Raw genomic sequence first — 15379 nt, 5'->3', positions numbered from 1 at the left:
GATGTTTAGCCGCTTCCTTGTCAACGTTCCAATGACACGGTGCGCTTCAAGAGCAAGGGCGCCTGCTGTCCCGGCACGCCCGTGCCGGGTTGTCCTGAGCCCACGCTCAGCTGGTACTGCCCTGGTGTCAGCCGGCGTTCGCCGTCGCGGGTAACAAAGCTCAGGTCGCGTGGCGCCAGGCGGAAACTGATCCGGCGGCTCTCGCCCGCTTTCAACGTGACGCGCTGGAAGCCGCGCAACGCCAGCCGCGGCGCGCCCTCGAAGGCTGGCGGCGTCAGGTACAGCTGCGCCACCTCGTCGCCGTCGCGGCTGCCAGTGTTGGTGACTTGGGTGGTAATCATCACGCCGTTTTCCGGCGCCCCATCCACCGGCGCCACTTGCAGCGGCGCGTAAGCGAAGCTTGTATAACTGAGGCCGGCGCCGAAGGCATAGACCGGCGTCCCGGTGTAATAGCGGTAGGTGCGGCCGCGCATGCTGTAGTCGTCGAACGGCGGCAGATCGGCCACGCTGCGGTAGAAGGTCAGCGGCAGGCGGCCGCCCGGATCGGCGCGGCCGGTCAGCACATCGGCAATCGCCAGGCCGCCCGACTGGCCGGGATACCAGGCTTCCAGGATGGCGGCGGCGTTCTCCTTGGCCCACGACAGGTCGAGCGCGCTGCCATTCATCAGCACGACCACCAGCGGCTTGCCCAGCGCCTTGGCGCGTTGCAGCAGTTGCCGCTGCTCGGCCGGCAGGTCCAGCGAGGTCTTATCGCCGCCCTCAAAGCCGTCCACCTTGATCGCCATTTCCTCGCCTTCCAGATCCGACGTCAGGCCGACCACGGCAACGATCACGTCGGCGTCCGCGGTGGCGCGGCGCAGATCGGCTTCGGCGTCGCTGGAAATGCGCTTCCAGAACAGGCCAGGTACGCCGCTGCCGCCGGACTCCGCCTCGAAGTGCAGCGGATAGCGCTGGCCTTGCTCCAGCCGTACCGTGTTCAATTGCAGCGGCTCGCCCCATTTTGAATACTCGCTGGCCTGGACCACCGCCTTGCCGCCTGCCTTCAGCGCGCCTTTGACGCCGCTGACGCCGATCCGGTACAAGCCGCTTTCCGGCACGCTCAGTTCGCCATCCCATACGACCTTGTGATGATCGGCGACCACCTTCGATTGCAGGCCATGCGCCTCGAGCCCCGGTTCGTTGAGGCTCAGCACCGGCAGGTTGTCGTACTGCTGACCGTTGCGGTTGTAGTACTCAACGCGCAAGCCCGGCCGGCCATCCGGCGCGCGCAAGGCGGACGCCGGCACCGGATCGCCGTCGGTGATCGAGGCGCCGGCGGGCGCCAGCGTGATCTGCGCATGCGGCAGCACGCGGCGCAAGCCTTCCAGCACCGATACCGGCGGCGCCGACTGGGTCGACGAGTAGTTGCCGCGCAGGACGCGCGTGGCGTCGGCAAGCGGGCCGATCATCGCCAGTTTCAGTCCCGGTTTGAGCGGCAGCACGCCATCGTTCTTCAGCAGCACCAGGCTGCGGGTGGCCGCTTGCAGCGCCAGTGTCTGGTGCGCGGGCGTGTTGATGGCGCTGACCGGCACCGCATGGACCTGGCGCTGCGGCAGGCCCGCCAGGTCGCCGTTGCGGTAGCGCGCCGAGAACAGGCGCACCAAAGCCTGGTCGATATCGGCCGTGCCGATCAGGCCGCGCTGCCAGGCTTCGCGATAGCGCTCCGCCAGTCCGGGCGTTTCGCCCAGGGTCTTGGTATTGCACTCGTTGTCGGTGCCGGCCTTCAGCGCCACCGCCACGGCGGCGGCCGGGTCGCTGGCGTATTTGTGCTGTTCCGAAATGTCAGTCACCGCATCGCAATCGGAGACCACATAGCCCTGGAAGCCCCAGGCGCCGCGCAAATGCTGCTTCATCAGCAGCTCGCTGCCGCAGGCCGGCTGACCGTTGATGCGGTTGTAGGCGCACATGATGGAGCCGGCCCGGGCATCGACAATGGCGGCGCGGAAGGCCGGCAGATACGTGTCCTCCAGATCGTGCGCGGAAACGAACACGTTCGCTGCATGGCGGGTCGATTCCGGCCCGCTGTGCACGGCGAAGTGCTTGGGCGTCGAGACCACGTCCGGCAAATCCGGGTTGCTGCCCTGGATGCCGCGGATGAAAGCGACGCCCAGCGACGCGGTAAGGTAGGGGTCCTCGCCGTAGGTTTCCTGGCCGCGCCCCCAGCGCGGGTCGCGGAAGATGTTGATGTTGGGCGACCAGGTATCCAGGCCGGTGCCGATGCGTCCCAGGTGCCCGGTCTCACGCCCCAGCGTGTGCAGGGCCCGCACTTCGGTGCTGATGGCTGCGGCCACCTGTTGCAGCAGCGGCGCGTCGAAGCTGGCGGCCAGGCCTATCGGTTCGGGGAAGTTGGTGGTGGGCAGCGGCCCCAGTGCGCCGTGCAGCGACTCGGTCCACCAGTTGTAGGCCGGGATGCCCAGGCGGGGCACGGCTGGCGCCACGTTCAGCAACTGATCGATTTTCTCGTCCAGCGTCAGTCGCGCCACCAGGCTGTGGGCGTATGCCAGCGCATCGGCGCGCACGTCTGCGCCGTGGACGGGGAGGGGCATGGCAGCAGCCAGCGCGAAGGCCTTTACGGCCAGGCACTTCCACCCGCGACACGTGTCTCCTGCCAGGCCCTGTTGGCGGGCCTTTTTATCTCGCATGTTAGTCTCCATGTTAGTGAAGCTAAAAATGTTTGCGATAACATTTTCTAACACAGCGAATGTAATCCTTGCATTATCAATTAACCAATCACTTTTTTTTTGCGATTGATATCGAAAATGATATCGCACAGAAAGTCCGGGGGCGATTCAGGATGGCTGATGACGATGAAGCAGGCTTGCTCGGTAGGCTGTAGTTTTTTGCTCTTTTCTTCACGATGAGATAATTGGAGAGATTTCCCTTCAGCGTTTAGCGTAGGATTGGCATGTTTAATTGACAACTCAATGTCAATTTCTGCAATTCCACTTTCGTACTTGCGCGGCGCTTCCGCCAGCGCTGCGCCAGGTATGTTGATGCCGCATTTACGTGCACGTCTGATGGAGGAGCGCATGTCCCTCGTAATGAAAGTCGTACTATCTGCGGATCGCACCAAAACCGGTAGTTTGAGTGTCGTCGATAGCAATACCGGATTGACCGTGTTTGGTCCTGTGTCCGTTCTCGGTCGTGCCGCGCGCAACGCAGCGGCCGCCGCAGGCAACCCCGACGCAAACCCGTTGAAAATAAATGGCGACACGCCCGAGGGGAGCTACAACGTGCTGAATATCGTACGTAACGGCGCCGGTACCAGCAGGCCAGCTAACCAGTACGGGGAAAACGGCTCTATCGTCCTCGATCCTACCGGCGGCGACGCTCTCGCCGCCAAACAAAATGGCCGCACCGGTCTTCTGATCCATGCAGGCCGGCATGCGAACGCGCCCATGATCTTGCCCAGCGCGCTCAAGCCCACCAACGGCTGTCTGCGCATGCTGGACTGGGACATGAAGTCGTTGATCGACGCCATCCGTGCCAATACCTTGGTGTTTCCCGGTACCGTGACAGTTGAGGTTTCCGGCCCCCCGGGGCCGCAGGGCGATATCGACGAGTCAGTGGACGACGGCGATCCGCCGCCGATGCTGGGCCCTGTCATCCTGCCTTAACTACCGTTTCTCGATACAACAAGCGCTTTCTCCGGAGGGCATATGCCCCGTTTTGTCTTGTGGGAAGCCAACCGCGCGGGTGCGCCGGGCGGCTATCAGGTGATGCTTATTCTCGACGCAGGCGTTGCCGCTGACGGCTTGCTCGCTCCCTTGGCACTGGTGCTGCATGTCGAGGGCAGTTACCTTGCTGACGGGGGGCAGATCCCAGTTCCCCCCAAGGACATTCAGCTTCAGATGCCGGGGACCACTGGAGCCCTGCACGATTTCCTCTTTGACCCAGCCAATGCCGGTGGTGAACGCCGCCTCAAATCCTGGGCCAGCATTCAGGCCGAGGTCGGGCAACGCGCCGCGGCCGAGCGCTTGAAACTGCTGACCGAAATCGAATTGTTCCGGCGCAGCTTCGCCTCCTTTACCGTCGCCACGAATCAGGCTGGTGCTGTCAACACCAGTTTCCTCGGTCTGACTGCGATCGGCGCCCAAGCGCTGACGCAATTTACAGCGGAGATCGAACTGCCAGGCTTGCTGCCAGAGACGGCCCGGCATAGCGAACGTCACTTGCTGCGCCTGTCGGTGCAGGGAAAGTTCAACGGGACCATCCTCGGCCAGACTCTGGCAGCGCAGACCGTCCTCAAGCTCGAAGTGGGATTGGACCGGGAACAGAAGCTGGCATGCAATTTCATCGCCGGCATCCAGCGCGCAGCCGGTTTGGATCCGGTCTTCGATTTTCCGCCGATACCATTGCCGGACTTGAGCTTGACCGGGCTGCAGGCATCGGCACTCCAATTCGGACAGAACCTGCTCAACAAATGCCGCCCGTTGGCCTTGCCGCTGCCGGACCTGGAGGGACTGGAGGTGGAATGGTCGTCCTCGCAAGGACTTGTTGCCGAACTTGCCGCGAACGGCACGCTAACGATCGGCACATCAGCGGCTGATGCCATTGTTCGGGTCAATGGCTGCGCTCTGTTTTCTGTGACCGATTGCCAGATCCAATTTGATAGCAACAGTGGATTCACGATTGCAGGCACCCTGTCCGCCTCTTTTAATGAAGACTTACTGGGCCATACTCTCGATCCCGCGCTGACCGGCCCGGTAACGATACGCCTGGCGGAAATGCATCTAAGGGTGAGCTACGCCGATCCGAATATCAAGCTGGTTCAAAACATCGGCCGCATCGAAATACGTGCCAAGGAAGACCCCGACCTGGTGCTGGCATTCAAAGCGACCCTGGTCACTACTCTTGCGCCCGGCGGACAGCCGCCTCATTATGAGTTGACCGAACTCGAACTGATAGACCCTTATCCAATCAAGCTGTTGGTGGCTGCTGCCCAGCTGTTGGGTCAAGCCGCAGCCGAACTACTCAGCTTCGTGCAGGAGATCCATTTCTCGCCACCAGGCTTGCCGGCGATGCCGACCACCGGCATCGCGGCCTTGCTTGATCGACTGCAGCGTTTTATTGCCGCCATCATGCAGTGGATCGGCCGCCAGGCAGGCGAGCTTGGCAAAGCTATCGCCGGGCTCGCGCGCAGCATCGCCGACCTGATCGCCAAATTGTTGTCCGGTCTGCACAGCGACAACGTCAACATGACAGGACTGTCGATCGAGATCCGCTTGGACCGCACCAGCTTTGCCCTGCGCCAGCTGATCGTCTCGCCGATTTACCAGGCTGGTGCTGGCGCGCTGAACCAGAGCTTCCGCACCGCAGGCTTGTGTTTTGAGCTCCAGGGTAATTTCATGCCAGCCCTGATCTACGACTTTCAACAGGGATGGGGCGCATTTGCGTTGATACCGTACGGCGTTGCCGGCAACCCGACCGCGAACGCCGGCAACGCGACCGTGAGCACCGATCTGTGGCTGGCGCGCGATGAGGGAACTGTTGAGCAGGGCAGCGTGTCGAACGGCCCCGGCAATGACGATCAGCCACTGATCAAGCTGGAGGCGAGTATCGCGGCCCCTGCCGCCGGCGCCGCCAGTCCGGCGCTGGTGCTAGCCGGCATCCGCGACGGCAGGCCGTTCTTCTTTAGCAAACTTGAATCCGAAGAGGGGGCGTTGCCAGATTTGGCCAAGGTGGTCGATTTCGCCAATGGGACGATGCCGCCGGGCATCCGCCTTGGGCTGGGCGGTTTCAAAAGTGCCGGCAGTTTGAGCGCCGGCGACTTTTCCATCACTCCATCCATCAACCACGACAAGGTGGAAAAGCTATTGCCCTTCCTCAGGAGAAGCGGAGATGCGCAGTCGGGCCTGGCACAGTACATCGAGGTGACGAACATCGATTCAAACGGTGTCGTAAACGGCCAACTGAATCTCGGACTCACGCTGAGGCTGCGCATCGCCGGTTTGGACAAGGTGGTCAAGGTCAACGTTTCGCTGGACTTGAATACCTTGCAGATCCGGCTGACCGACGCTAACACTGTCATCAGGGGCGACGGCCAGGAACACGACTTCCTCGGCATGAAGCTGCGGTTCGAAAAACGAGACGGCACAACGCCCGCGGAATTCGATCAGCTGGTGCTCGATTTCAGCTCCGGCGACATGCTGCTCAGCCTGCACAGCGACGTGGTCGCCATACTGAGCTACAAGAAAGTGAGTTCGCGCGGGCACGGCATCGTATTTCGTGCTGATACCTTCGATATCTCAAGGAATGGCCTCGACCTGACGGCCGCCATCAGCCAGTCCGAGCCGGTGATATTGGCCGGCGTGGACACGCCCTTCAGCTTTCACAGCGGCAGCCTGGAGATCAAGGGCAGTACCGTGCAGAATTTCACCCTGCTCGGCAAAGGCCAGCTGCCGCCGGCGCTGATCGGCGACGCCACGGCCAAGGTCAGCCTGTCGTTTGGCGCCGGCAAGGATGGACGGCTGACCGTGCTCGCTGCCGATGGCGACATCGACCGCCGCGCCGATCCGATCGAGGCATATGCGCTGCGCTTTCGCTTCACCCTGTCGCAGATCGGCTTTTCCTTCAAAGGGGAAGACAATCCGCACTTCTACTTCCTGTTGACCGGCTCGGCCGATTTTGTGCCGGGCGAGGGCGAATTCCAGAATGGCTTGCTGAAAAACCTGTCCAAAACGCGGATCAAGCTGGACCGCGTTCCGCTGACCTCCGATCCGCGCGTCCTGATGCGGCATATCGAATTCCTGGTGCCGATCGAGCCCCCGGTCAGCTGCACGTTGTTCAACCTGTTTGCGTTCGAATTGCGCGGCGTCGGCTTCCTGCCATCGTCGCCGGCCTTCGACGGCAACCCGGCCCTGGCGCTCTCCGGCAAGGTGGCCTTCATGGCCTTTGGCGATATTCCCACGGTGGAGATCGACATCGACAAGCTGCTGCTGAGTACGCCAAAACCCGGCCAGTCGCTGCCCCAGGTGCGCATGGACAATCTGTCGGTCGGCCTCAACCTCGGCATGGGCCGGATCAAGGCCACCGCCGTCGCCGTCGACGACCAGTTGCCGACGCTATACGTACCGGACACGCTGCCGTCGAGCGTGACGCCGAGAGGGTTCCTGGCCAGCGGCTCCATGTCCATTTCCGGCTTGCCCGACCTGTCGGCCGCCATGGGCTTCCTGGAACTGCGGGAGAAGGGTGCGGATGGCAATCTGTCAGCGCCGCGCCATGCCTTCTTCATGTATGCCCAGCTGAACAGGCTGGCGCAGCCGGTTCCCACGCCGTTTGGTGAAATCATCCTGCGGGAAGCGGGGTTCGGATTCGGCTTCCGCTTCACGCTGGAGGGCATCGCGCGCGCCGACCGGGTCACCACGCCGCAGCAGCTGATCCAGGTGCTGGACGAAGTCTCCAAGCATGCCAACGATCTGGCCGACCCGGCCGTGTGGTGGCCGGAAGCGTCCGGCGACCGCCTGACGCTGGCACTGCGTCTGTTATTTACCATGACCACCGCGTCCGCGCCCGGCACCTACGATGCCGCGCGGGAAAAACCGCCGGGTGACAAGCCTCAGCCGTCCAACCCGGTCATGTTCGACGCCGTGGCGGCGTTGCGCTCGGACGGCACCTTCCTGATGACGGTGCGGGCCTGGCTGTCGGTCAACTACGCCGACTGGCTTGATGACAGCAGCAAGAACTGGCGCAAGCGGCCTGTCATGCGCGGCTATTTGTACCTGTCGGTGCCGCGCAAGCAATTCCTGGCCCGTTTCGTGGGCGATCCGACCGGTTATATCGGTGACCATCCGGCACTGCCCGAGCCGATCAAGAAGGCCTTTTCCGCTGTCCGCTGGTCGTCCACGCTCTATATCGACGAGTCGGTGTTCCATTTCGAACTGGGCTGGCCGTACGAACTGGGCTATTCGCTGGGCAGCAGCGAAGAGGACTTCTACCTCAACTGCGAAGGTGGCCTGGTTATGCGCTTTGAGGACGGCGCCTATCTGCAGGGTCTGGCATTCCGCGCCACCGGCCTGGCCAGGTTCCAAGGCAGGGTGGGCGACGACTCGCTAGGCGCGGCCGTGACGGCGGTGGCAAATTTCGCGCTCGATGGCAAGCTCATTACCTACCTGTCCACCCGGCTTGCCGGCGACAGCATGTTGTATGGCTCGCTGCGGATCGACGTCACGGTCGACTTCGACGTCCACTTATGGGTTTCGTTCAAAGTATTCCGCCGCGAGATACGGCTTGAGGCCGCATTCGCGGTACAGCTTACGGTCGCGGTGGCCGCCGAGGTTGTGCTCGCTGCGCACGCGCCGGTGCTGGGCGCGCGCCTGATGGTGACGATCGGGGTCAGCGCGTTCGGGCGCTCGCTGCGGGTGGGGGTCGGTCTGTCCCTCAACGTCAACTTGCTCGACGATGCGCGAGCCAGGGTGCAGCGCTTCCTCACCCTGGGCCTGGCTGCACGCTACCCCGACCCGGCCGCGGGTGTACCGCCCGCCGCGGTGCCGGTCCAGCCATCGCGCATCGAACAGGTGAAAAAGGGCGACCAGGCCATCCAGTCCGAAGCGGAAGCCAAGTCCGATTTTGAGCGGCGCCCACCCGGACCGCTGCCGGCGGTGCCGGCCCCGGGCCAGCCGATTGGCCTGACTCGCTTCTGGGCCATTTTGTTCCCAACCCGGCGCGATAACACAGGTGGACAGTGGTACGTCATGCAGCTGGTGCCGCGGGACCTGACCGACAGCGACGATCTCACGGTATCCACCTTCTATGCCTCGCCAGCCGTTCCAGCCGACGGGATTCCCTGCATCTACAAGGCCGTCGTCGGCGGCGCTGGATTGGACTTGCTGCAATTCGACAGCCGGAACACGTCGCTGTCCCCGGTAGGCGGCAACATAGAGCCGTATTGGGAGAAACCGATCAAGACCAAGTCGGGACAGGACGTAACGCTGGCCGATGTGATTTCCGGCGCCTTCCTCCCGGCCGATCAAGCGAACAATAGTCACCTGCTCACCCAGCCGGACGGCAAGCTGATGCTGGTAAAGCGCCTGGATGGCAGCAGCCAGCTGGAAGGCGATCTGGATGAAGCTCTGGCGCACGCAAATCGCGACCGGATGACCATGAGTCCCGAGCGCGCGGCGGCGGCGGCGGTGGAAGAGGTCCGCTCCGGCTTCATCGGTGCCATCGGCGAAAGCGCGGCACGCCTGGCGGCACAGGGAGAATCCGGCGGGAGCTGGCGTGGCCGCGACGGCATCGACGCACGCGATTTTGGCTTGACCTTCCTGATCGAAGAGGCAGCGCTGACGGCATTGCGGCAAGCCGAGGAGCCCGGCGCCCCGGATCGCCTCGCCATCACCATCAACGCCTGGGATGCGGCCGCCGATTGGATCGTCCCCAATGTGCATCTGTTCAACCCACCCGAGAACATGTTCAACCGCCGTCCGCCACGGCTGAAACAGGCCAGTTGCAACTGTGCGGGAAAAATCACGCTGGACTGGGACCTGGAGCCAACCTGGGGCGATTCGGATTCGGTCTACAACGATCCCGAATACCATCTGAAGCACTATCGCATCTGCCGCACCATCACCGGCGCCCTGGCGGAGACAGCCGTATGGCGCACCACCTGCAAGGCCTCGATGCCGCTGGCAAGGGTCCGGGATGACAATGGGGAGTGGGTGTGGAAATTCCAGCGTCCGCCATATCAGTTCATCGACGACCTGGGCAGCCTGAGCCCGGCGATGCGCAACGCGCTGGTTGGAAAAGCCGCCAACGCCGGCGACTGGGAGAAAAAGCTGGCGGACTGGGATCGCAACTTTGACAAAGCGGTACAGCTCGTCTACACCATCATTGCGGTGGACAGCGCGGGCACCGAGTCGGACGCGATGATCATCGAACTGCCGTTTGACCGGCCACGGCTCCAAGAGGCGGCGCTGCGGCGCGCATCGCTGAAGTTTGCCTACCTGGGACTGCCTTCGTTTGCAGCGGGGGAAAATCTGATCCCCGCCGGCACCGCCCCTCAACTGGTCCTGGTCATGGAAGACCCGGTGCGCGACCAGTCGGGGGATGCCAAGCTTCCGTCCGGGCGGCGCGACCAGATCGAATTGCGGCTGACTCCGGAGCGCATCGTATCAGCCGGCCTGTTCGGCATAGACGCCTTGACCGACGCGCTACAGCGTCCGTTGGCGCCATCCAACAAGGCCCAGCTACGGCCAGGCGAAGTCCTGGTGACGTTGGCGGCAGGGCAGGGCAACGCCAGCATGCCATGCGCGGTGATCTGGCGCGTCGCCGACCCGACCGCGCGCGAAGGCTATGCCGATGCCCCAGCCATCCCTTATCGCATATCGAAACTGACGCTGCCCGACGGCTCCGTCGCGACCGGCGAAGCCGCGCTGGCGGGTGCCAAAGCGGCGTTTGGCTTCGACGACCGTCCGAACGTCAACGCCATGCGCGTCTATGCGCGGACGCTATCCACCAGCACCATGCAGTCGGCGCCGGCCGATCCGGCAGAACCAGCCGAGTGGACAGGCTGCGACCTGGTGCTGGAGGTAGACCACCCCGTCAAGGCGGATACACCGCCGGCGCCGCTGCCGCTTATTTCGTGCGCGGTGGAGGCGTTCGAACATCCGACCGACATCCAGTTCGCGCCGCTGGGCGCGGCCGACATCAGCGCCAGGACTGGGCGCTTGACGCTGATCCAGCCACAGCCCACGGCCTCTCTAAAGGAATTGCTTGAAAACGGGCCGGACGTATTGCGGCCCGGCGCGGATCCGCGGCGGCGCGTTGGCGTCAAGCTGAAATGGAACGCTCGGCCAACCAGCCTGGCCCTGGTCGGGGACAAGCGCGACAGCAGCGGCTTCGAGGCACTGATCGGTGGCTACGACATCTTCTCCATCGACCTGACCACGCTCACCACGGCGCCGGGAAGCGGAAGCGCCACGCCCGCACCCGAGCAGCAACAAGCCATGTATGCCGAGCATGCGCGCCATGTGGGACGGGTGCAGCTGCTGCCGCGCCGGCTGGCCGGGATGGAACCGGGTGAGACGGGTGACATGGCCAAGGTCGAAGCAATGTACCCCAGCGCCACCGTGCGCCAGCGTGGCCTCGACGGCAAATCCGTGCCGCCGGAAAGGGCGGGCCACCACAGCTATCTGTCATCGGCCGAGAGCGTGGTACTTTGGCCGAAGCGTCTGCTGCGCCGCCATTTGATGGCTGACCCGGGCCACGATACGGTGGATGCGTTGTTTGCCAAGGGCTTGCCGACGAAACTGATGTTTTTCTTCTCCCCCGCGCGGCAGCCCGCAGAGCAGGGGTTGGGCACCTGGCTCTCATCGATCAAGCTAAGTTGCGGCAGCGCTTACGATGTGCAGATGGATGTCAAGGATGGCAGGCGGTACTTCTGGATAGACTGTCCGCAGCCTGCGTTCCAGCCGGACCAGGTCCGCCGCCTGCTGGCGGACCTGGTGTGGACCGGCAATCCGGAACTTGAACGTTTGGACGATCTGGCCGGCTTGACGCTGCGTCTGCTAGCAGTGCCCGCCGGGGCCCAAGCCGAAGATCAGGGCTTGCCGGAAGTGAGTGTGGTCCTGGACTTGGTCGGTCAGCAGCACGCGGTGCTGGCCGACCTGATGGACGCGCTTCGTTACGACAGGAATGTCGGCCAGGGCAGCCCGCTGGTGCGGCGATACGAACCGGTGATCGATATGCCCGCGCCGAGCAAACAACAGTCGCTGCTGGGCTATTTCGACGAGCAGCCACCAGAGCGCGATCCATATGGCTGGGCCGCGCTGCGCGCGTTCGGCCTCGCGACAGCCTTCCGGCTGTACGATACCCAATCGCAACGCTACCTCGTTGGCAGCGAACTGGCGGAGTTGGTCAACGCGGCATTCGAAGCCACGCTGGCCGCCTACGCGGATGATCTGAACGACGAGCGTGGCGATGCCGTGTTTGGCGCGCCGTTTGTCGATTTGATCACGGCGCCGGAAGCCATCATGGACACGGTGGGCTTCGACGCCGGACTGGCTGCCAGCGCCAGTTCGCAATACGTGCTGGATCGCGCCAAAGGGCTGATACAGGTATCGCTGCGTCCGCTTGCAAGCGGCCTGCTGTTCGACAGGAATCCGGTGCCGGTTCGCTATTTCACCGTGGTGTACAACCGTCCGGCGGGCGCGGACACGCCGGCGCCGACGCAACTGGTGATCAGCGCGGACAACGCCGGCATCAGCGGCCAGTTGTTCTCGATCGATGTGATACAACTCGATGCCGCCGACGGCACCCACCAGACTGCCACCGTGTTACCGCCGCTCCTCGCCACCTTGCTTGGGGAGGCAGCCGTATCGAAGCTGTCGCTGCCGATTGCGGCGCCGAAGGATCAGGCCAGGCTTGCGCTGGTGCGGATAGTGGCCTATGGCGCCGCCGGCAGCGGGGCAGGGCCGGTATTCCCCTCCGCCGGGCAATTGCTGTCGATGTTCGAGCTCAACATCCAACTGAACACCGGCTCCGTCAATGTGGCCAGGCTTGAGCCGTATCTGGCCCCGCAGGTTCTGCAGCAATCCGGGCAGCAGGCAGAGGCATTCGAGCGCTTCCCGCCGATGAACGCGCCGCGTCTGGCTTTACTCGCCTACGGCAGCGGGGTGGCGCCTATGCTCGATGCATCCCCGACCTGCGGCCCCATCTTCACCGGCATTGCGGACTGGGGGCGTGCGTTCGCACCGCCCGACAAGCTCAATTTGCCCGCCAACCAGCAGAGCTTCCTGCAACGCATACAGGTGTGGACCCAGCGCTTCATCGAGCATGGGCCGGTGCGTGAGCACATTGTTCCGTCCAGCCCTCAGGGCATGCGGATCGGCTTTGCGCTGGCCACCATTGCCCGGCCGGATCCGTGGCGCATCGCGCCCGCGCCGGACGGCAGCATCGAGCTATTGCTGCCCCAGAAGGACCGCTTCGGCAAGATGCTGTGGTACCTGGTGCGTCCGTTTGGACGCTACGACAACTTCGCGGAAACGGTCATGCCGGAGCGCCACGAGCTGCCCGGATTGCACCGCGCCTTCCTCCCGCGCAGCGACCAGGCCGACCCATTTGATGTCTTCGCCCCTGCGATACTTCAACGCAGCGAACCGCTGGCCGCGCCCATCATCCTGTCAACCCGGCGCATCGCGCCGGCCCAGCAGTGGCAGCGTTCGACGGTGGAGGTGCTGATTGGACGCCATCCCGAGCAAGTGCTGGCCGACGCCAACATCCGGATAGCGGCGCAACTGGCCTTCCGAGAAATCGGCGTAGGTTTCTGGCGCGAGTTCATGGGAAGTTCCTGGCTCCTGAACCTGGAGCGCGGCGCACTGGGCGCGCCCACCGATGTCGGCGCCGAATTCGGCCCGCCGTCCGACGCGGGCGCACTGGTGCCGATGCTCAGGCCGCAACGCTCGCTGGCCGACATGCTATGCACGAAGAACGCCACGCTTGACGACGTGCTGCTCGAGCTGGATACCGCGCAGCCGGACTTGTGGCCTGGCGCGCGTGCGCTCTACGTCGGTGGGCTGCCCTACGGCTTCCGTACCCATGTCCTGGCCTATGCCAGCGCCGGCGTGGTTGTGTCGGAGCAGGCCGGCGCCAGTTTCGATTTCTCCGACTATGCGCTGATGCTGCCCTGGACGGAAGAGGCCGGTGTTCCGCAGCCGGGCGGCATCTTCCTGGGCCGCCGCGCCAGCGCCAAGCCGCACTGGACCGCAAGCTGCGCCGGCCTCGATGACCCGGTCGAGATGCATGTCGAACTGCCGCTGGTGCGGTTCATCGACAGCATGCCGGAATGGAACCGGCAGCAGTGGTTCGGCGGTGAGCTCGCGCCGGCACTGTATCGGGCCGTCGATCCCGCCGTCTCCTATCGTCTGGGGTTTGAGGCCGGCGGCGGGCAAGTGCTGGAGTATCAACTGGAACTGGTGCCGGCGCCGGTGCAGCTGGACCTTGACGACCCGCTGTATTCGATTACGCCGATCGCCTCGCACTTCGCCTTCACGGACAATCTGGCGGTGCACTCGGACCATGACGACGCCGGCAATACCGCTGCCCCCGGCGTGCCGCGGGTGGTGTTCCTGCCGGCCGGTGCAGGCAATGAAGGCTGCTTTGCATTGAAGCTGCCGCTGCGGCTGGCGGCCCGCGAACGTCCGACGCCGGCGGCCAGTCTCGAGCGGCAGACGCTGTTCACCGCTGCGGCGCTGGCCAGCATGGATCCGCTGTTCAGCACCTTGCAAGTGACTGCCCCGGAGGTGACGGCATGGTCCCGATTCGCACCCACGGCTACCTTGACTGTGGCCTGGTCCAGCCAAGCCATTCCGAGACCGCCGCTTGGCGCCATCCACAATTGCCAGGCGCTGAAGGCGGCAGCCTCGGCCTGGCATGGGCAATTGCTGCCGTATCTGGACTATCTCCCGGCTCCACTGATCGCGACGCTGGACAGCCTGATCGCCTTGCCCGACATCGCGCCAAACCAGCAAAGCGGCCAGTTGCAGGTGCCAGGCTGGATCGCCGGGTTGCCCATGGCGCCCGGCGCGCCCATTAGCGCCGTCGTCGACATCGCTACCGTGCGCTGGAATCCGCTGCAGCCGGCCGATTGCGTCCGCGCCAGCCGGAGCATATTCGAGCGCACCTGCTGGCAGTTGCAGGCGTCGCATCCGGACTTGTGGCAAGTGCTGGTGCCCCCCACGGTCGGCGCGATGGCGCAGACGGCACTGGCCGACTGGCGCTACCAAAAGGAACGCGGCTACGGTGGCATTCCCCGTCTGGCATTTCCGCTCAGCGGCACCGAGCCGTGGGCGCTGGCGCCGCAGCTGTCCAAGCTCGCGGCCCTGCCGGCGGCATCCATCTTGCAGATCCTGGTGCAAGCGCCGTTGACCGGCCAGGCGCTGGACGCCCCCGGTGGTCTGCGGCGCGCAGATTATGACGCGCTGCTGGCCGGCCTGGAAGGGGCCACAGCTTGCGGCTCGCTATTGCAGTCGCTACTGGCTATCGAGAGCAACGGCAACCCGCTGGCCCAGAAAATCGACACCGTTGTCGTGCTGCCGCTGCATCAGGAAGCTCAGCTGCGAACCATGCTAAGCGCGGTCTGGCCGGCGGGTTCTGGCGCCGGCCTTGGCACCGTGCGGCCGCATGCGCTGGTGCTGCACAAGCCGCCGTCAGAAACCGAGCTGGAATTGTTTGAGCAAGCGGCAACGACTACATTGGGCGCGGCTGCAGGCGGCAGCCTGGCGGCTCTGGTACGCCAGCTGTCGGAGGAACAACTGTTCGGCTCCGGACGGCGTATGCGCATCACCTGCCTCCATGGACGTGTGCCACCGGAACACGGCCTGATTTCGCGTCTGGAAGGATAAGA

At 64.2% G+C, this 15379-nt stretch carries 4 protein-coding genes; 2 read left to right on the top strand and 2 right to left on the bottom strand.

Translation table 11 applies throughout. The features are described 5' to 3' along the window. Positions 1-20: 20 nt before the first annotated feature. On the bottom strand, positions 21-2585 hold the full coding sequence (locus AC07WS_RS12145; RefSeq protein ID WP_494729315.1) for a glycoside hydrolase family 3 C-terminal domain-containing protein: 2565 nt from the start codon (positions 2583-2585) through the stop codon (positions 21-23). Between the two features lie 176 nt (positions 2586-2761). Next, entirely contained in the window at positions 2762-3070 is a 309-nt protein-coding gene (locus AC07WS_RS12140) for a hypothetical protein (RefSeq protein WP_494729314.1), read from the bottom strand. On the opposite strand from AC07WS_RS12140, the gene AC07WS_RS12135 reads away from it, so the two are divergent. After that, complete coding sequence (locus AC07WS_RS12135; protein ID WP_494729313.1) at positions 3069-3656, top strand: L,D-transpeptidase; 588 nt, start codon at positions 3069-3071, stop codon at positions 3654-3656. The genes AC07WS_RS12140 and AC07WS_RS12135 overlap by 2 nt on opposite strands. Positions 3657-3698: 42 nt before the next feature. Further along, positions 3699-15377 carry a hypothetical protein gene (locus tag AC07WS_RS12130; protein WP_494729312.1) on the top strand — a complete coding sequence of 3893 codons (11679 nt, stop codon included), beginning with the start codon at positions 3699-3701 and terminating at the stop codon, positions 15375-15377. Positions 15378-15379 lie beyond the last annotated feature (2 nt).

This window comes from Duganella sp. GW821-FHT01E12 (genome assembly GCF_059422325.1).
The sequence above is the reverse complement of the archived record's forward strand: the minus strand, read 5'-3'. Positions and strand labels throughout refer to the sequence as shown.